The organism is Micromonospora sp. CPCC 206060 (genome assembly GCF_036906895.1).
Lineage (GTDB): Bacteria > Actinomycetota > Actinomycetes > Mycobacteriales > Micromonosporaceae > Micromonospora.
In genome coordinates this window covers 156,258-174,425 of the sequence record NZ_JBAKHU010000006.1, presented here as the reverse complement: position 1 = coordinate 174,425, position 18,168 = coordinate 156,258, and the positions used below count along the sequence as shown (strand labels likewise).

The 18,168-nt window shown below is 72.1% G+C and carries 11 protein-coding genes and 1 pseudogene; 7 read left to right on the top strand and 5 right to left on the bottom strand.

The features are described 5' to 3' along the window. The first annotated feature begins 319 nt into the window (after window positions 1–319). Both V6U90_RS08260 and V6U90_RS08255 read left to right on the top strand, forming a co-directional pair. Complete coding sequence (locus V6U90_RS08260; protein WP_334432878.1) at window positions 320–2,092, top strand: hypothetical protein; 1,773 nt, start codon at window positions 320–322, stop codon at window positions 2,090–2,092. After that, the gene (locus tag V6U90_RS08255) at window positions 2,044–3,978 is read left to right on the top strand and encodes a hypothetical protein (RefSeq protein ID WP_334432838.1); all 1,935 of its coding nucleotides are present in this window, start codon (window positions 2,044–2,046) and stop codon (window positions 3,976–3,978) included. The genes V6U90_RS08260 and V6U90_RS08255 overlap by 49 nt, the downstream gene beginning before the upstream one ends. A 135-nt stretch (window positions 3,979–4,113) precedes the next feature. Here the strand turns inward: V6U90_RS08255 and V6U90_RS08250 are convergent. Then, window positions 4,114–5,859: pseudogene (locus tag V6U90_RS08250) on the bottom strand (hypothetical protein); the annotation flags it as partial. 203 nt (window positions 5,860–6,062) lie between these two features. Here V6U90_RS08250 and V6U90_RS08245 point away from each other — a divergent pair. Beyond that, window positions 6,063–7,397, top strand: coding sequence for an outer membrane protein assembly factor BamB family protein (locus tag V6U90_RS08245; RefSeq protein WP_334432836.1), 1,335 nt, complete (start codon window positions 6,063–6,065; stop codon window positions 7,395–7,397). A gap of 39 nt (window positions 7,398–7,436) precedes the next feature. Here V6U90_RS08245 and V6U90_RS08240 read toward each other — a convergent pair whose 3' ends face one another. Further along, a complete protein-coding gene (locus V6U90_RS08240; RefSeq protein ID WP_334432834.1) occupies window positions 7,437–8,669 on the bottom strand; it encodes a C39 family peptidase in 1,233 nt (410 codons plus the stop codon). A 146-nt stretch (window positions 8,670–8,815) separates the two neighbouring features. Between V6U90_RS08240 and V6U90_RS08235 the strand changes: the two genes are divergently transcribed. The 3 genes from V6U90_RS08235 (at window position 8,816) to V6U90_RS08225 (ending at window position 11,735) form a co-directional block, all read left to right on the top strand. Beyond that, window positions 8,816–9,487 carry a response regulator transcription factor gene (locus V6U90_RS08235; RefSeq protein ID WP_334432832.1) on the top strand — a complete coding sequence of 224 codons (672 nt, stop codon included), beginning with the start codon at window positions 8,816–8,818 and terminating at the stop codon, window positions 9,485–9,487. Window positions 9,488–9,561: 74 nt separating this feature from the next. After that, window positions 9,562–10,788, top strand: a complete 1,227-nt coding sequence (locus tag V6U90_RS08230) for a sensor histidine kinase (protein WP_334432875.1) — start codon at window positions 9,562–9,564, stop codon at window positions 10,786–10,788. Between the two features lie 563 nt (window positions 10,789–11,351). After that, complete coding sequence (locus tag V6U90_RS08225; protein ID WP_334432830.1) at window positions 11,352–11,735, top strand: VOC family protein; 384 nt, start codon at window positions 11,352–11,354, stop codon at window positions 11,733–11,735. Between the two features lie 68 nt (window positions 11,736–11,803). Here the strand turns inward: V6U90_RS08225 and V6U90_RS08220 are convergent, their stop codons facing one another. The 3 genes from V6U90_RS08220 to V6U90_RS08210 all read right to left on the bottom strand — a co-directional run bounded on the left by V6U90_RS08220 (window position 11,804) and on the right by V6U90_RS08210 (window position 16,700). Next, a complete protein-coding gene (locus tag V6U90_RS08220; RefSeq protein ID WP_334432828.1) occupies window positions 11,804–13,870 on the bottom strand; it encodes a 3-hydroxyacyl-CoA dehydrogenase NAD-binding domain-containing protein in 2,067 nt (688 codons plus the stop codon). 55 nt (window positions 13,871–13,925) lie between these two features. Further along, entirely contained in the window at window positions 13,926–15,122 is a 1,197-nt protein-coding gene (locus V6U90_RS08215; protein WP_334432826.1) for a thiolase family protein, read from the bottom strand. 249 nt (window positions 15,123–15,371) lie between these two features. Further along, a complete protein-coding gene (locus tag V6U90_RS08210; RefSeq protein WP_334432824.1) occupies window positions 15,372–16,700 on the bottom strand; it encodes a ribonuclease D in 1,329 nt (442 codons plus the stop codon). Between the two features lie 235 nt (window positions 16,701–16,935). Here V6U90_RS08210 and V6U90_RS08205 point away from each other — a divergent pair, with 235 nt between their 5' ends. Continuing rightward, entirely contained in the window at window positions 16,936–18,099 is a 1,164-nt protein-coding gene (locus V6U90_RS08205) for a trypsin-like peptidase domain-containing protein (protein WP_442933549.1), read from the top strand. The last annotated feature ends 69 nt before the right edge of the window (window positions 18,100–18,168 follow it).

Below are 18,168 nucleotides of genomic sequence, written 5' to 3'. Positions count from 1 at the left end.
GTGGGCTGGTCGCCACGGAGGCGGGTCTCCGGGTGGACGGGCTGACCGGCCGCCCAGCCGGCCCGGCCCCGCCCGCGCCGGCGCGGTGCGCCCGGGTGACCGCCACAAAGGACAGACGCACGGATTTAGGGGATTTCCCGTGCTCCGGTAGACTCCGCCGACTGTGACGCCTGCCCAGCCCCGTGTCGACACGATCCCGGACCAGGGGACCATTCCGGCCGGTACGCACGGCGTCCGCGCCGGTCAACGCGCCCGGACGGCGAGCGGACCCGCCGACCGGGTCGAACCGGCCGCCACCGCCACCGCCACCGCCACCGACGTGGCGACGGCCGGTACCGGCGCCCGGCGACGCTGGCCCAACCGGCGGCGGGACCTGACGGTGTACGGCGCCTTCCTGCTCGCCGCGCTCTGGGTGACCAGCCAACTCTGGATGGACCCCGCCGGCCGGGTCGCCTCCCTCTACAGCAGCGACCCCGCCCAGGTGCAGTTCTTCCTCGCCCACTCGGTCCGGGTGGTGCTGCACGGCGAGTTCCCGTTCTACACCGACCAGTTCAACCACCCCGACGGGGTGAACCTGATGGCCAACACGGCCATTCTGGGCCTCGGTATCCCGATGGTCCCGGTCACCCTGCTCTTCGGGCCGGCGGTGACCTTTGTCCTGCTGGTCACGCTCGCCCTCGCCGGCACCGCCTCGGCCTGGTACCACGTTCTCTCCCGGCACCTGGTGCGGCACCCGGCGGCGGTGGTCGGCGGCTGGTTCTGCGGGTTCTCGCCCGCGATGCTCTCGCACGCCAGCTGGCATCCCAACATCATCTCCCAGTTCCTGCTGCCGTTCATCGTGTGGCGGGTCCTGCTGCTGACCCGGGGCCGCCGGCCGGTTCGCGACGGTGTGGTGCTCGCCCTGCTGGTCACGTACCAGGCGTTCATCAACGAGGAGATCCTGCTCTTCACCGCCCTGGCCTGCGGGGTCTTCCTGGCCGCCGTGCTCGTCCAGCGTCGGGAGCTGTGGTCGGCGACCTGGCGCCCGCTCGGCACCGGCCTGGCGGTCTGCACGGTGGGCGCCGGGGCACTGCTGGCGTACCCGCTCTACGTGCAGTTCGCCGGACCGATGGCGTACCACGGGCTCAGCGACACGGTGCAGGGTTACGGCAACGACATCGCCGCCTTCTTCGCGCCCGGGTCGCCCACCATCGGCGGTGACCAGGGGGCGAACCTCGACCTGGCCCCCAACTACTCCGAGGAGAACGCCTTCTTCGGCTGGAGTCTGGCGCTGATCGCCGTCGGGATCGTGGCCTGGCTGCGCCGCGAGGTGGTGGTACGCGCCCTCGCCTGCACCGCCGCCCTCTTCGCGGTGCTCTCCCTCGGTGAGCGGGTTTCCTGGTGGGACCGGGAACTGTTCGCCGGCCCCTGGGAGTGGCTGGTCCGGCTGCCACTGCTGGACGCGGTGGTACCCACCCGGTTCGGTCTGATCACCACCGTGGTGGTCGGTCTGCTCCTCGCACTGGCCGTGGACCGGGCGCTGGCGCTGCCGGCCCCGGACCCGCGGACGGTTCGTACCGTCGTGGTGGCCGCCCTGGTGGTCGCCCTGCTGCCGATCGTGCCGATGCCGTTGCAGGTGGTCTCCCGGCCGTCCGTGCCGGATTTCATCACCTCCGGGCAGTGGCGCCGGTACGTCGCCGACGACCAGACCCTGGTGCCGGTACCGGTACCCAGCATGGGCGCCACGCACGGAATGCGCTGGGCGGCTGCGGAGAACCTGAACTTCAAGATCCCGGGCGGCTACTTCCTCGCCCCCCGCAGCGGCAACACCGGCGACGCCGGCCGGTTCGGTGGCCGTCCCAGCGGCATCGGCGCCCTGCTGGAGGAGATCGCCACCACCGGAAGGACCGAAAACCTGGACGACCGTCGGCGCCGCCGGGCCCTGGACGAGCTGCGACACTGGCGGGCGGCGATCCTGGTCCTGCCAGTGGATCAGCACCATGCCGGACCACTTCGCCGGACGGTTGAGCAGATCGCCGGTCCGGCACGACGGGAGCAGGACGTATGGATGTGGGACGTACGGTCGCTGACCGACCAGGGGACGACGAGCTGACCGGCAGCGCGCCGGTCCCGGCCGACGGCGCCACGCCGCCTTCCACCGGCAGCACGCCGGTCCCGGCCGACGGCGCCACGCCGCCTTCCACCGGCAGCACGCCGGCCCCGGCCGCCGCCACCGGACCGGCTGGCCCGCGCGGGTCCGCCCGACGCCTGCCCCGTTGGGCCCCCGACGCCCTGGTCGTCGCCGGCTACCTGGCGCTGGCCCTCTTCGTCACCAGCGGACAGTGGGGGCGCTCGGACCGCCTCTTTCACCAGACGAGCGACCAGCCCCTGTTCGAGTGGATGCTGGCCCGGACCGCGCGGGCCGTGGTCAACCTGGACCACCCGCTGTACAGCACCCAGGTGGGCTACCCCGACGGGGTGAACCTGATGGCCAACACCTCGGTCCTCGGCCTGGGCATCCCGCTCACCCCGGTGACCCTGCTGTTCGGGTCGCAGGTCGCCTTCCTGGTGGCCGTGGTCGGCTGCTTCGCCGGTACCGCCACCGCCTGGTACGTCCTGCTGCGCCGACGGCTCGTCGACTCCCGGGTGGCCGCCGCGATCGGCGGTCTGTTCTGCGGCTTCGCCCCCGGCATGATCTCGCAGGGCGCCGCCCACCTGCACATGGTGTCGCTGTTCCTGATCCCGGTCATCCTCGCGGTGGTGTTCGACGTGCGCACCGACCGGGTGCTGCGCCGGGGGGTCCTGCTCGGGCTCCTCGTCACCTACCAGGTCTTCCTCGGTGAGGAGGCGCTCTTCTTCGCGGTAATGGCGGCCGGGCTCTTCACCGTGGTGTACGCCCTCACCAACCGGGCGACCGCCCGCCGGCTGGCGCCGGCCTTCCTGCGGCGGCTCGGCATCGGCGCGGCGACCGCACTGGTGCTGCTGGCGTACCCGCTCTGGCTCCAGTTCCTCGGCCCCCGGCACTACCGGGAACTGCCGTTCAACCCGCACGCCTACCCGATGGACGTGCTCTCCTTCCTCACCTACTCCGGTGAGTCAATTGGCGGCTCCGCCCGGGAGGCCGCCCGGTTGTCCCCGAACCCGACCGAGGAGAACTCCTTCTTCGGCCTGGCGCTGCTGGTACTCGTCGCGGTCGTGGTGATCTGGCTGTGGCGCCGGCCGCTGGTCCGGGCACTGGCCGGCACCGGGCTGGTCTTCGCGCTGCTCGGGCTCGGGATCCGGGTACGCTTCGACGGCGTTGAGACCGGGCTGCCCGGCCCGTACCGGCTGGTGGCCGATCTGCCGCTGCTCGATCTCGCGGTACCGGCCCGCTTCCCGCTGGTCTGCATACCGGTGATCGCGATCCTGCTCGCCCTCTCCCTCGACGAGGTGTACCGGCGGTGGCCGAAGGGCGCCGAACCCGCCCGGCTACCGGTCCGGCTGCTCTGGACCGGGGCGGTGGTGGCGGTACTGCTGCCGCTGGCCCCCACCCCGATCCGGACCGAGCCGGCGCTGCCGGTGCCGGAGTTCATCGCCAGCGGCGAGTGGCGCGACTACGTCCCGCCCGGCCGCACGCTGGTACCGGTGCCACCGACCAGCGGCGGCGAAGGGCTGACCGGGATGTTCTGGTCCGCCCGGACCGGGGTGGAGTTCACCGTGGTCGGCGGTTACTTCATCGGCCCCCGGGGGCCGAAGAACCCGCGTGCCCGGTGGGGTACCCCGAACCGGCCCACCGGTGCGCTGCTCGCCCGGGTGGCACAGAGCGGGCAGGTGCCGCCGATCACCGACGCGGACCGCGCACAGGCGCTGGCGGACCTGCGGTACTGGCGGGCGGCCGTGGTGGTGCTGGGCCACCTGCGCCACGGCTACCCGGTCAAGGACACCCTCGACCAGCTGCTCGGCCCGGGTCGGATGATCTCCGGGGCCTGGGTCTGGGACGTCCGCGACCGGGTCGGCTGAGACCGGGTTGCCGGACGACGGGGTCGGCTGACGACCGGGTTGCCTGGCGACGGGGTCGGCTGACGACCGGGGTTGCCTGACGACGGGTCGGCTGACGACGGGGGGTCGGTCGGCTGACCCGGGTTACCGCGAGGGTCAGCCGACCAGCGGACGCACGTCCCACACCCACGCGTCGCGCACCCGCTGCGGCGAACCGAGCAGCGCGGTCATCAGGTCCCGCAGCACCCGCTCACGCGGGTGGGCACCGAGCACCACCACCGAGGCCCGCCAGTACCGCAGGTCCTCGACCACCTGACGGCGGTTCTCCTCGGTCAGCGTCGGGACCACGTCGGTGTCCATCGCCGAGTAAATCAGGGTGCTGGTCGGCCGGTTCGGCGCGCCGAACACCCCCTCACCCGCCGGCCCGGGGCCGATGAAGTACCCGCCGGGCACCGGGAACTCGTGCTGGGTCAGCGCGCTCCAGCGCAGCGTGGACAGGCCGTGCACGTTGCTCGGCACCGGGACCGGGACCAGGGTCCGCCCCTCGGGCACGTAGGGCCGCCAGGCACCCGAGGTGATGAACTCCGGGGGCGTCTCGACGTACTGGGCGGGCAGCGAACGGGGGAAGAGCGGCAGCAGCGCGAGCGCCACCGCGGCGTACCCGATGACCCGGGCCCGCCGGGCCGGCCCGGTCTCCGTACCGGCACTGCGGCTGCGCGCCACCTCGTCCCAGGCCAGCGCGACCAGTACCCCGACCGCACCGGCCACCACCAGGGTCAACCGGGTCGGCATCATCATCTCCACCAGCGGCAGGTCGTCCCGGATGTAGTGCCACGGGCCGTAGACCTCGGTCTCCTCGCCGTTGTACCGGATCCGGGGGCCGAGCGAGGCCACCGTGAAGACCAGGCAGAGCACGGCGGCGATCCGGGCCACCAGCGACGACCGCCAGAGCAGCACGATGGCCAGCACGGCCAGCCCGACCAGCGGCCAGCCGAACCAGGTGTTCTGTTCGGTCATCCCGATGGTCCGCTCCACCGCCTCCACCCCGGCGATGCTGTCCCGGGGGAACGTGACGAAGGCGGCCACGTCCTCGCCCCAACTGTGGAACACCCCGCCCTGCAGGCCCCGGTAGGACTGCGGCCCGTTGAACTGGAACCAGATCGGGTAGCCGGTGAGCAGCAGGGCCAGCCCGCCGCCCACGCCGAGGGCACGGGCGAAGGTGGACAGTTGGGCCAGCGCCGCCCGACGGCGTTGCACCGCGTACGCCACCACGATCACCAGGCAGGCGAGCGCGGTGAGCAGCAGCATCTCCTCGTTGATGAAGATCTGGTACGCCACCAGCAGGCCGAGCACGACGCCGTTGCGCAGCCAGCGGCCCGGTTCGCCGAGCCGGAGCACCCGGACCACGATCAGCGGCAGCAGGAAGTTGGAGACGAAGTTCGGCTGGCCGTTGGCGTGGTGGATGATTCCCGGCGCGAAGCCGAGGAAGGCACCACCGGCGAACGCCGCGCCCCGGGAGCGCACCAGATGGCGGGAGAGCATCCAGTACGAGGTGGCGGCGGTCGCGGCCAGCGCGCCGCCCAGGTAGAGGCTGTAGACCACCTGCGGACCGAGCAGCATGGTCAGCGGCGCCAGCGGCAGGGTGACCCCGAGCAGCGAGGTGTTCGCCATCATGTTCACCCCGTCCGGGGCGTTCTGGCGGGCGGAGAAGAGCGGGTTCTCCAGGTGTCGCAGCGAGTACGCGCCGTGCGAGAAGAGCCACTCGAACCAGCTGTGGTCGGTCGGCAGGTGCGACGAGACCCGGTGCGAGATGTCCGCCCAGTAGTTCGCGCACACGAGGACACCAATGAGGACGTACGCTCCGATGGCGAGCAGATCGGCCCGCGCCGGCCGGGGCCAACGTCGTGGTCGGCGTCCGGCGGGAGCGCGTCGGCTCTCCCGCTCGGCGTCGGTCTCTAGCGTCAGGGATTGATCCACCACCGGCACAGCCACGACGCGACATGCTACAGGCGTACCGGTGACGGTTTGCCGGCCCGTGACGCATTCGACGGTTTTGCCGCAGCGGTCTGGTCACAATTCGTGACCTCGGTACGAAAGGGCCGGTCGTGTCGCTGATCGATCTGGGAGAACTGCGCGGCGAATCGGTCCCCGATCCGGGGCCGCGTCCGGTACGCCGGGACATCCGCCTGCTCCGGGCCGCCGGGGTGCTCGTCCTCACGCTGCTCGCCCTCTCCGCCGCCGTGCCCCCGCAGCCACTGGCGGAGGCCGTCGTGCCGGCCCGGCTCGGCGCCCGGGTGCACATCGCCGGTGACCTGCTGCTGGTCGCGGACCCACCGGACCTCACCGGAAACTCGGACAACCCGCCCCCGCAGGTCATCGCGTACCGGCTGCCGCAGGCCCGCGAGGTGTGGCGGCAGGCCTCGCCCTTCCCGACGTCGGGCGAAATCCAGGGGGTGGAGCGGGTCGGTGATCTGCTGGTGCTCTTCGGTGGTGGCGGCCACGGGCCGGAGGCCAGGTCGTGGAGCGTCGCCGTGGGGGCCGCCGACGGCGTTGCCCGCTGGCAGTTCCCCGGCGGGTCGCACGGGTTCACCGCCGGTGGCCTGCCACTGTTCTGGGAGTCCGACGGCACCACCGGTACCGAGACGCTGCGTGCGGTCGACCCGCAGACCGGTCGGGTGCGCTGGTCGCTCCCCCTGCCGGCGGGGGTCACCGTGACGATGCGGCCCCGACAGGATCGTGCCGAGTCGCTGCTCGCCGTCGACCTGTCCGGGAAACTCACCACCTACCGGGCCGACTCCGGTGAGCGGACCGGAACGGCGGAGCTGCCCGCTGCGGGTCCGTTACTGGCGTACCGGACCATCGTCGGAGTCCACGACCTGCTGGTCGCCACGGACACCGGCGGTACGGTCACCGCCTACGGGTACCCCGGTCTGGACCGGCGCTGGTCGATGCAGCTCGACGAACGGCAGAGCGAGTTCCACCCGTTGCCCTGCGGCCGGTACGCGTGCACCTTCCACCTCGGCGGCATGCAGATCCTGGATCCGGCCACCGGTCGCGTCCTGGCGGCAGACCAGCGGTGGCAGTTCATCCTGGCCGTCGGTGACCATCTGCTGGTGACCTCCGCCCACGAGTTGTCCACCTCGGTCGACCCGGTCTGGGTGGTCGACCCGGGTACCAGCCGGGTCGTGGGCGACCTCGGCCGCTGGCGGCTCCCCCTGCTGGCCTGGGTCGGGGTATACGAGGCCGGCGAGCCGGTGATCGGGATCCGGATCGACCCGGTCTCCCGCCGGATGCTCATCGCCGAGCTGGATCCGACCGAGTCCCGGGCCCGGGTGCTCGGCGCGGTCCAGAGCATCTCCGGGGAATGCCACACCGGATCCGGTGTCCTGGTCTGCCGGCGGATGGACGGCTCCGTCGGGGTCTGGCCGGTGGGCCGCTGAGGCACCTGCGGGCCGCTCAGCCGCCCCGTGGGTGCCGGGTCACCAGTTGGGCCGGGCCGGCGCGGGTGGCAGCGGCACGCCGGGCGGCCGGATCACGTAGGTCACCCCGCCGCTGGCCCGTACCTGCCAGGCATGCTCGAACCGGGCCCGGTCCACGGTCCGGCGGACCGAGGTGTCGTCCGGTGCGTACGGGTCGTTGAGCACCGGGTCCCCGTCGACCGTGAAGCCGACCAGCACCAGCAGATGTCCACGGGTGTCGTAGTCCAGGCCGGGCACGTCGCCGACCGCGTACGCCACCGACAGCACCAACGGCAGGCCGGCGGCGATGAACAGTTCCGCCTCGGCCAGGCTGCGCAGCCGGGTCACGAACGCGTCCATCCCGTACCGGCCGGCGTAGGCGGTGTTGAACGGCCAGTTTCCCGCCCCGCCGTAGGCGTGGTCGAAGCAGTGCCGGGCGGCGTGGTCGACGGCCGGGCGCGGGTCCGCCGGGTCGACCCAGGCGTACTCGTCGGGTGCCGGCCCGGCACCGTGGAAGGCGAGCACCATCGACACCGAGGTGGGGCTGCACCAGGAGTCCCCACCGCCGCCCCACTGCGGATGGTGTCCGGCGTGCACCCGCTGGGAGAACCGGGGTACGTCGAGGACCGTGCCGTTCGCCACCCCGGTCGGTGCGCTGCCCGCCACCCTGGTCGGGGTGCCGGTGGTCCCGCCCGTCCCGCCGGGTTGTTGGCCGCAGGCGACCGCGCCGACCGAGCGCAGCACCGGGGTGGCGGTCGAGCCGGCCGGACGCAGCAGCGTCACCCGGATCTGCCAGGCCGGCACGTTCCGGGACCCGGCCAGGACCAGCACGTCCGTCTGTACCTGCCCGTCGTCGTCGTGCTGCCCGGGTACCGAGGTGGGGCGGATGGTGTCGTCGTCGCCGGCCCAGCGGCCGAGGACGTACCAGCCGGTGACCGGGGCGGTGCCGTCGTGGCCGCGCAACTCCACCTCCAGCCAGCAGCCCTCCGGCGTGTCGGCGGTCCAGGACGGGATCACCTCACGGACCGGGAACCCGGTGAGGACCGGCGGTGAGGTCCAGCTTGCGCAGTCGTACCTGCCGGACCGGCCGGTGTGCGGGTCGGTGTGGTCCCGCCACCCGGCCGGCTGGGCGAGCACCAGCCCGGCGGCGCCAGCCCGCAGCCCGGTGCCGGTGCCGGTGGTGAAGTCCGGGAGCGTACGGAATCCGCGGTAGGCGAGGTCCCGACCGGGCAGGGCGGGCGCGGGGCGGGACATGGCACTCCCGGGCGGATTGTAGGAGGATGCCGCGAAGCATGGCGTACCCGAAGATTTTTTGCAACGCCCGCTCCGGCGCGCGGGCCTACCTGCGGTTTGCCGGGTCGGACTAGGTTGTCGTCGACGGGTGCGGGAGGGAGACCGGGGTGCGGGTACTGGTGGTCGAGGACGAACGGCCGCTGGCCGACGCGATCGCGCGTGGGCTGCGCCGGCAGGGCATGGCGGTGGACGTCGCCTACGACGGCTCGGCAGGTCATGAGATGGCCTTCGTCACCCGGTACGACGTGGTGATCCTCGACCGCGACCTGCCCGGCATGCACGGCGACCAGATCTGCGCCGAGCTGGTCTCGTCCGGCACCCTGACCCGGGTGCTGATGCTCACCGCGAGCGGCACGGTCGCCGACCGGGTCGAGGGGCTGCAACTCGGCGCCGACGACTACCTGCCCAAACCGTTCGCCTTCCAGGAACTGGTGGCCCGGGTGCAGGCGCTCGGCCGGCGGGCCACCCCGGCCGCGCCACCGGTGCTCGCGGTCGCCGATCTGGTGCTCGACCCGGCAAAGCGGGTGGTCACCCGGGCCGACGTCCCGCTCGACCTGACCAACAAGGAGTTCGGGGTACTGGCCGAACTGCTCAAGGCCCGGGGTGCCGTGGTCTCCAGCGAGGAGCTGCTGGAGCGGGTCTGGGACGCCAACACCGACCCGTTCACCACCATCGTCCGGGTCACCATGATGACCCTGCGCAAGAAGCTCGGTGACCCACCGCTGATCGAGACCGTGGTCGGCGCCGGTTACCGGATGCCCGAGGCGTACGAGCGATGACCGTCTACCTGACCCGCCGGCTCCGTACCCGTCCCCGGCCCCGCCCCCGGTTCCGCCTGCCGTCCGGTCTCCGCCTGCCCGCGCCCCGGCTCCGGCCCACCCTGCGCCTGCGGCTGACCCTGCTCAACGGGGTACTCCTGGTCGGTGCCGGGGCCATCCTGGTGGTGCTGGCCTGGCTGCTGGTCCGGGACGCGTTGCGCCCCACCGACGAGTTGCAGCCCGGCACCACCGTGGTACTCGCCAACGGCAGCACCGTCGACGCGGGGCAGTGGCAGCAGCAGCTCGTCTCCGCCGCCTTGCAGGAGCTGCTGGTCAAGGGGCTCGGGGCGCTGCTGGCCATCAGCGTGGTCGGGGTGGCCGGTGCGTACGTCGTGGCCGGCCGGGCACTGCGCCCGCTGCACCAGGTCACCTCGACCGCCCGCCGGCTCGGCGAGGCCACCCTCGACCAGCGGATCGGCTACTCCGGTGCGGACGACGAGGTGGCCGAGCTGGCGGAGACCTTCGACGCCATGCTCGACCGGATCGCCGAGGCGTTCGAGTCGCAGAAGCGGTTCGTCGCCAACGCCTCGCACGAGCTGCGTACGCCGCTGGCGGTGATGCGTACCGAGATCGACGTGACGCTCACCGACGACGAGGCGGACGTCGACGAGTTCCGGCGGATGGCGACCGTGGTCCGGGACGCCTCGGAGCGGGCCAACGGGCTGGTGGACGCGCTGCTGGTGCTGGCCCGCAGCGAGGCGCAGTCGGGGCGGCGGCTCGGCCGTAAGGTGGAGACCGACCTGGCCGACGGGGCCCGTAACGCGCTGGCCTCGATGCGCCGTGAGGTGGACCGGATCGGCCTCACCGTGGACACCGCGTTACGCCGTGCACTGGTGGTCGGTGATCCCGGGCTCCTGGACCGGCTGGCCGGCAACCTGGTGGAGAACGCGGTCCGCTACAACCATCTGCACGGTCGGCTCTGGATCCGCACCGGCTCGGACGGGATCGAGTCCTGGCTGGTGGTGGGGAACACCGGCTTCGAGGTCGACCAGGCGGACGTACCGGGGCTCTTCGAACCGTTCCGTCGCGGTGGCCGGGAGCGTACCGGGGCGCGCGGGTCCGGGTTGGGGCTCTCCATCGTGCGGGCGGTCTGTGACGCGCACGGTGGCAGCGTCCGGGTGGTCGCCCAGCCCGGTGGTGGACTGGAGGTCACGGTTACCCTGCCGGCTGCCGGTACCACCCCGGTGGTTGCCGCCTCGGCCAGCGTCCCCGTCGCCACTCCCACGCCTGCTCCGCCCGCCGTCGACCCGACCGCAGACTGAGCGGTCCCGGCGGTCACCGGCGATCCCCAGCCGTCCCGGCGGTCCCGGCGGTCACCGGTCCGCCGGCCCGGCCACCTGGCCGACCCAGGCATGCCGGTCACTCTTGGTCACTTGGGTGGCGACATTACGGTACGTCATGAGCGGCGCCGCCCCCATTAGGCCCCTTCCGACGCTTTGCTCTGCTTCAGCGCCGGCTACACCATCCTGAGCAGCAGGAATGCTGCCGGAGGTTGGAGATGGTGCGGAACTGTCGCTACTGACGGTTGCTGTTTCCTACGCTGAAGCAGAGCAAAGGGAGAGTGTGGGGTGCCACCGACAGGATTCGCCGAGGGTTCCGGCTACGGTCCGTCGTCGGTAGGCGGCTGTTCGCCCCGGTCAGTGTGCCGCCGGATCCGGCGGCGCAATCCGCTTGCCCGTCCCGTTCACCGCAGCGAGAATCGCCCGGTCAGCCCGACGACCGGAGGGAGGTGCGGTGATGTCCATTCCGAACAGTCGCGCGCCCCGTTCCGGTCCACGCTGACACCGGTTCCCACGGGCGCCGTTATCCCTCTGGGAGTAAGACCGTGACCTCGTACATCAGAACCATCACTGTCGACTGCGCCGACCCGTACACGCTGGGCCGGTGGTGGTCCACGGTGCTCGACCGGCGGCTCGGCGACGACGACTTCCCGGGTGACCCGGAGGTCATCCTGCTCGCACCCGACGGAGCCGGCACCGATGTGCTCTTCATCCAGGTGCCGGAGGGCAAGTCGGTGAAGAACCGCCTCCACCTCGACCTCGAACCGACCGACTGTACCCGGGACGAGGAGGTGCAGCGGGTGCTCGCCCTCGGCGCCACCCAGGTGGCGGATCAGCGCCGGCCGGACGGCAGCGGTTGGGTGGTGCTCGCCGATCCGGAGGGCAACGAGTTCTGTGTCCTGCGCAGCGCAGCGGAGCGCGCCGGCTGACCTGGCACAGGCGTTAAGAAGGGCCCCTTCCTATGCATAAAGCGATAAGAAGGGGCCCTTCCTTACACCTACAGGCTTGCGGCACCCGGGGGCAGGAACCGCTTGCCGGCGACCCGTTCGCTGGTGCCGGTCCGGTCCAGGTACGGCGTGACGCCGCCCAGGTGGAACGGCCAGCCGGCGCCGAGGATCATGCACAGGTCGATGTCCTGCGCCTCGGCCACCACGCCCTCGTCCAGCATCAGCCGGATCTCCTGCGCCAGGGCGTCGAGCGCCTTCTGGCGTACCTGCTCGGCGGTCAACGGCTGGTCCCCGACGACCAGCAGCTTCGCCACCTCGGGGTTGATCTCGTCGTCGACGACGATCGGCTGGCCGGCGTCGGCGATCCGCTTCAGGTTCTCGCTGACGGCGAACCGGTCCGGGAAGGCGGCGTGCAGCGTACCGCCCACGTGGTAGGCGACCGCCGGACCGACCAGCTGGAGCAGGGCCAACGGGCGCATCGGCAGGCCCAGCGGGTCCAGCGCGCTGTTCGCCACCTCCAGCGGGGTACCCGCGTCCACCGCCGCGAAGATCTCGCCGAGGAAGCGGGTGAGCAGCCGGTTCACCACGAACGCCGGGGCGTCCGAGACGAGCACGCAGGACTTGCGTAGCTGCTTGCCGACCGCGAACGCGGTGGCCAGGCTGGCGTCGTCGGTCCGTTCGCCCCGGACGATCTCCAGCAGCGGCAGCACGGCCACCGGGTTGAAGAAGTGGAAACCGACCACCCGCTCCGGGTGCTCCAGCTCCGCCGCCATCGCGGTGACCGACAGCGACGAGGTGTTGGTGGCCAGCAGCGCCTCCGGGGAGACGATCTTCTCCAGCTCGGCCCAGACCTGCTTCTTGACGTTCAGGTCCTCGAAGACCGCCTCGATGACGAAATCGGCGTCCGCGAACACGCTCTTGTCGACCGAGCCGCTGACCAGGCCGTACAGCTTGGCGGCCGTACCGGAGTCCATCCGGCCCTTGCTGAGCGCCTTCTCGATTTCGGTGTGCACGTACGCCACGCCCTTGTCGACCCGGGCCTGGTCCAGGTCGGTCATCACCACCGGCACCTGGAGGCGCCGGGCGAAGAGCAGCGCGAGCTGGCTGGCCATCAGGCCGGCGCCGACGATGCCCACCTTGGTGACCGGGCGGGCCAGCCCCTTGTCCGGCGCGCCGGCCGGGCGCTTGGCGCGCCGCTGCACCAGGTCGAACGCGTACAGCCCGCTGCGCAGTTCCTCGCTGAACACCAGGTCGGCCAGGGCCTCGTCCTCGGCGGCGGTGCCGGTGGCGAAGTCCGCGTCCTTCGCGGTGTCCAGCAGGTCGAGGGCCTGGTACGCGGCCGGCACCGCACCGTGCAGCCGCTGGTCGAGGGTCTGCCGGGCGAAGTAGAGCACGCCCGCCCACATGTGCCGGTCGACCTCGGGGCGGGTGACGGTGACCTCGCCCCGCACCACGCCGGCCGCCCACTCCAGGGACCGCTCGAGGAAGTCCGCCGGCTCCAGCAGCACGTCCGCGATGCCCATCCCGGCGGCCTGCTTCGGCTTGAGCATCTTGTTCTGCATCAGCGGGTTCTGGATGATCACCTGGGTCGCCGCCGGGATACCGATCAGGTTCGGCAGCAGTTGGGTACCACCCCAGCCGGGGATCAGGCCGAGCGACACCTCGGGCAGGGCCAGCGCCGCCGCGCCCCCGGACAGCGTCCGGTAGTGGCAGTGCAGGGCCAGTTCCAGGCCACCGCCCATCGCCGCGCCGTTGACGAACGCGAAGGTGGGGACGGTGCTGTCCTTCAGCCGGGCGAAGACCCGGTGGCCGAGCCGGCCGACCGCGAGCGCGGCGTCCCGGTCCGGCAGCAGCGGCAGGCCGGTGATGTCCGCGCCCACGCAGAAGATGTACGGCTTACCGGTGACCGCCACGAACGCCGGATCGGCGGCGAACGCCCCGGTGAGCGCCTCGTCCAGGCTGGCCAGACCGGCCGGGCCGAAGGTGTTCGGCTTGGTGTGGTCGAAGCCGTTGTCGAGTGTGATCAGTGCGGCCGGCTTGGCCAGCCCGGGTACGTCCACCAGGCGCAGCAGCGCCCGGGTGACCACCTCGTTCGGGTTCTGCGGGGTGGTGCTCACTTGGTCACCTTCCGATCGCACTGCGGGGCTCGCAAACCCGGCTCACTCCTCGTGCTCACTTGGCCGTACCCTCCCAGTTCGGGTTCTCCCAGATGACCGTGCCGCCCATGCCGATGCCGATGCACATGGCGGTGAGGCCGTAGCGGACCTCGGGGTGCTCGGCGAACTGCCGGGCGAGCTGGGTCATCAGCCGTACGCCGGAGGAGGCGAGCGGGTGACCGATGGCGATGGCGCCACCCCACTGGTTGACCCGGGGGTCGTCGTCGGCGATCCCGAAGTAATCGAGGAAGGCGAGCACCTGCACGGCGAACGCCTCGTTCAGCTCGAACAGGCCGATGTCGTCGATGGTCAGCCCGGCCAGGCGCAGGGCCTTCTCGGTGGACGGGATCGGGCCGACCCCCATCACCTCCGGCTCGACGCCGACGAAGCCGTACGACACCAGCCGCATGGCGACCGGCAGGCCCAGCTCGCGGGCGGTCGACTCGGCGGCGATCAGGCTGGCCGTGGCACCGTCGTTGAGGCCGGCCGCGTTGCCGGCGGTGACCTTGCCGTGCGGGCGGAACGGGGTCTTCAGGGTGGCCAGCTTCTCCAGCGAGGTGTCCCGGGGCGCCTCGTCCACGGTGGCCAGGCCCCAGCCGGTCTCCGGGTCGCGGATTGCCACCGGTACCAGGTCGGGCTGGAGCTTGCCGTTGGCGTACGCCTTGGCGGTCTTCTGCTGGGAGGCGAGCGCGAACGCGTCGGTACGCTCCTTGGTGATGTGCGGTACCCGGTCGTGCAGGTTCTCCGCGGTGGAACCCATCACCAGGGCGGACGGGTCGACCAGCTTCTCGGCCAGGATGCGCGGGTTCGGGTCGACGCCCTCACCCATCGGGTGTCGGCCCATGTGCTCGACCCCGCCGGCGATGGCCACGTCGTACGCCCCCATGGCGATGCCCCCGGCCACCGTGGTGACCGCGGTCATCGCGCCGGCGCACATCCGGTCGATGGCGAAGCCGGGCACGGTCTTGGGCAGTCCGGAGAGCAGGGCGGCGGTCCGGCCGATGGTGAGGCCCTGGTCACCGATCTGGGTGGTGGCGGCGATCGCGACCTCCTCGACCCGCTCCGGCGGGAGCTGCGGGTTGCGGCGCAGCAGTTCGCGGATGCAGCGGATCACCAGGTCGTCGGCGCGGGTGTTGGCGTACATGCCACCCGCCTTGCCGAACGGGGTGCGGACGCCGTCTACGAAGACGACATCCCGAACTTCACGGGGCACTTGAGCCTCCTTGCCGGCACGGGCGTGGTCCCTCGGATGCTACTCGCCGGTAACTATTGGCGTCAGCATGGCTCATGTGGCGCATCCCACATCCGCCCGGCTCCCCGGCCCGCCCCGGGCTGGCCCCGGCCCGTCCCCGCCCGGCTCCCCGGTCGCCCTCGTTGATCATGAAGTTGTTGTCACTGCCGTCGGCGTGTCGTGACAACAACTTCATGATCAACTTCTGGGTGGTTGGAGGGGTTGGGGCGGTCAGCGGGTGGGTGCCGGTTCCGGCAGGGCGGCGGCCAGCTCGGTGACGAGCAGGCCGAGTTGCCAGTTACGCGCCCCGTACCCGCGCAGCACCCCGGTGATGGTCTCCGGGGTGATCTCGTCCGGCGGTACCCAGGCGAGCCGGCGTACCGAATCCGGCGCGATCAGGTTCTCCGGCGGCAGCTGGTGCTCCGCCGCGATCCGGGTGACCACCTCCCGGCACCGGGCCAGCCGGGCCGCCGCGACCGGGTCCCGCTCCGCCCAGCGGTGCGGCGGGGGCGGCCCCTCGATCGTCGGCGCCACCGGCAGCTCGTCGTCCGGCAGCAGCCGGGCGCTGTCCAGCGCCTCCAACCAGGTACGGGCCAGGCGGCGCACCGACCGGCCACCGAAGCCCGGCAGGGTGAGCAGGGTCCGCTCGTCGCGCGGGTCCAGCTCGGCGGCAGCGATGATCGAGGCGTCGGGGAGTACCCGACCCGGGGCGGAGTCCCGCCGGGCGGCGATGGCGTCCCGGGCGTACCACATCGCCCGGACCCGGGCCTGGGCCCGGGCGCCGCGTACCCGGTGGATGCCGGAGGTGCGACGCCACGGCTCGGCCCGTACCTTGGGCGGTCGCGTGCCCCAGAGCACCAGCGCGGCGAACTCCTCCTCGGCCCACTCGCGCTTGCCCTGCCGGTCCAGTTCGGTGGCCAGGGCGTCGCGCAGGTCGGTGAGCATCTCGACGTCCAGCGCGGCGTACGTCAGCCACGACTCGGGTAACGGACGGGTGGACCAGTCGGCCGCCGAATGGTGCTTCTCCAGGGTGAAGCCGAGTAGCTGCTCGGTCAACGCGGCCAGACCGACCCGCTCGAATCCGGCCAGCCGGGCGGCCAGTTCCGTATCGAAGAGCCGGCGGGGCCGCAGCCCCACCTCGGCCAGGCAGGGCAGGTCCTGACTGGCCGCGTGCAGCACCCACTCGACGTCGGCGATCGCCGCGTCGAGGGTGCTCAAATCGTCCAGCGGCAGCGGGTCGACCAGCGCGGTGCCCGCACCGGCCCGGCGGAGCTGCACCAGGTACGCCCGCTGGCTGTACCGGTAGCCGGAGGCGCGTTCGGCGTCCAGTGCCACCGGACCGGTGCCGGCGGCGAAACGGGCGACGACCTCGGCCAACTCTTCGGTGGTGGACACCGGGGTGGGCGTGCCGTCGCGGGGGGCGGTGAGCGGTACGGGCCCGCCGGGCGTTGGGTCGGGCCCCACGGTCTCCGGCTCCGGCGCGGGCGTCGGCAGGCGGTGCGGCTCGTCCCCCGCTCGACTTTGCGCGGCCCGACGGCGCAGGGGTGGTTCGTCGGTCACCTGACAACCCTAGTGTGCGCCGGGACCCGGCATGTGAAGCCGGTACGGCGAGTCGGCGCTCCGCGTGACACCGTCGTCCGGTCGGAGGATGACGGATCAGGCGGGCGGTACCACACAGAGCCGGACATCGGGGGAGACAAAGCCCGGGGGTGCGGGTACCGTCCACCTGCCGTTGCCGCCGGGGTTGACCGGTGCTGCAACTGTGTAACGAACGTCTAGGGGAGGGCGTCCGCTCATGACTGCCGGGCACGAGCCGTACACCGGCCAACCGCACCAGCCGTACCAGCCATCGGGTCAGCAGCCGCCCGGCCAACCCGCCAGCGGTGCCGACCGGCCGGGTCCGATGCCGCCGCGCTTCGAACCACCGTACGCGCCGACCGCGCCGGCCGGGACCTACGGACGCCCTGCGGGTGCGGTGCCCGCACCGCCCGCCTGGCCCGGCGCCGCCGCACCCGCCGCTGCTCCGGCACCCGTACCGTCCGCGCCGCCGATGCCCGTACCGTCCGCGCCGCCGGTCACCCCGGGCGGCCAGCCGGCCGGGATGCCACCCACCGGCGCACCACCGTCGTACGGGCCGCCGGCCGTCCCCGGTGCGCCACCGGTCCTGGTCCGCCCGGCGGCCGGCCGCAGCCGGCTGGCCGTCGTCGCATTCGTGCTCGCCGTTGTGCTGGCCCTGGTCACCGGGGTGCAGGCGTTCCAGATCAACCGGCTCTCGGACCGGCTCGGCGCGACCGACCGGGCGCTCGCCGAGGCGCAGGCTGCCGATCGCGGTCGCCTCGACGGTCTCCAGGGCCGTACCGACGCCCTGGAGAAGCAGGCCGGCAACGTCTTCAACCCGGAGGCGATCGCCGGCGCCGTGCTGCCCAGCGTGTTCCGGGTCCGGGCCGGCCAGTCGACCGGTACCGCGTTCGCGATCGGCAAGCCGTCCACCGACGGTGGCACGAACCTGTTCACCAACTTCCACGTCGTCGACGCGGTCTGGGAATCCGGCGAACGCCAGGTCTTCCTGGAGCGCACCGACCAGCGCTTCCCCGCGACCATCATCAAGGTCGACAAGGAGAACGACATCGCCCACCTGCAGACCGACGGCAAGTTCACCGGCCTGGTCGCGGCGCCGGAGGCGGTCAAGTCCGGCCAGCAGATCGTGGTCGTCGGCGCACCGCTCGGGCTGGAGGACAGCGTCTCCTCCGGTGTGGTGAGTGCGTTCCGCAAGTCCGACGACGGTTCCGGCACCGTCATCCAGTTCGATGCACCGATCAACCCCGGCAACTCCGGCGGACCGGTGATCAACGGCAGCAAGCAGGTGGTCGGGATCGCCACCGCGAAGGCCCGGGACGCCGAGGGGATCGGTCTCGCCGTACCGATCAAGACCGCCTGCGACAGTTTCCGGATCTGCTGACCGGCCCACCGGCCGGTCCGTGACCAGCCTCAGCTTCCCCGTTCTTGTCCGACCTCAGCTTTCCAGTTG

Coding starts and splice junctions, on each gene's coding strand:
- V6U90_RS08255 (WP_334432838.1), top strand. CDS start 2,044: ATGGATGTGGGACGTACGGTCGCTGACCGACCAGGGGACGACGAGCTG.
- V6U90_RS08240 (WP_334432834.1), bottom strand. CDS start 8,669: ATGTCCCGCCCCGCGCCCGCCCTGCCCGGTCGGGACCTCGCCTACCGC.
- V6U90_RS08205 (WP_442933549.1), top strand. CDS start 16,936: ATGACTGCCGGGCACGAGCCGTACACCGGCCAACCGCACCAGCCGTAC.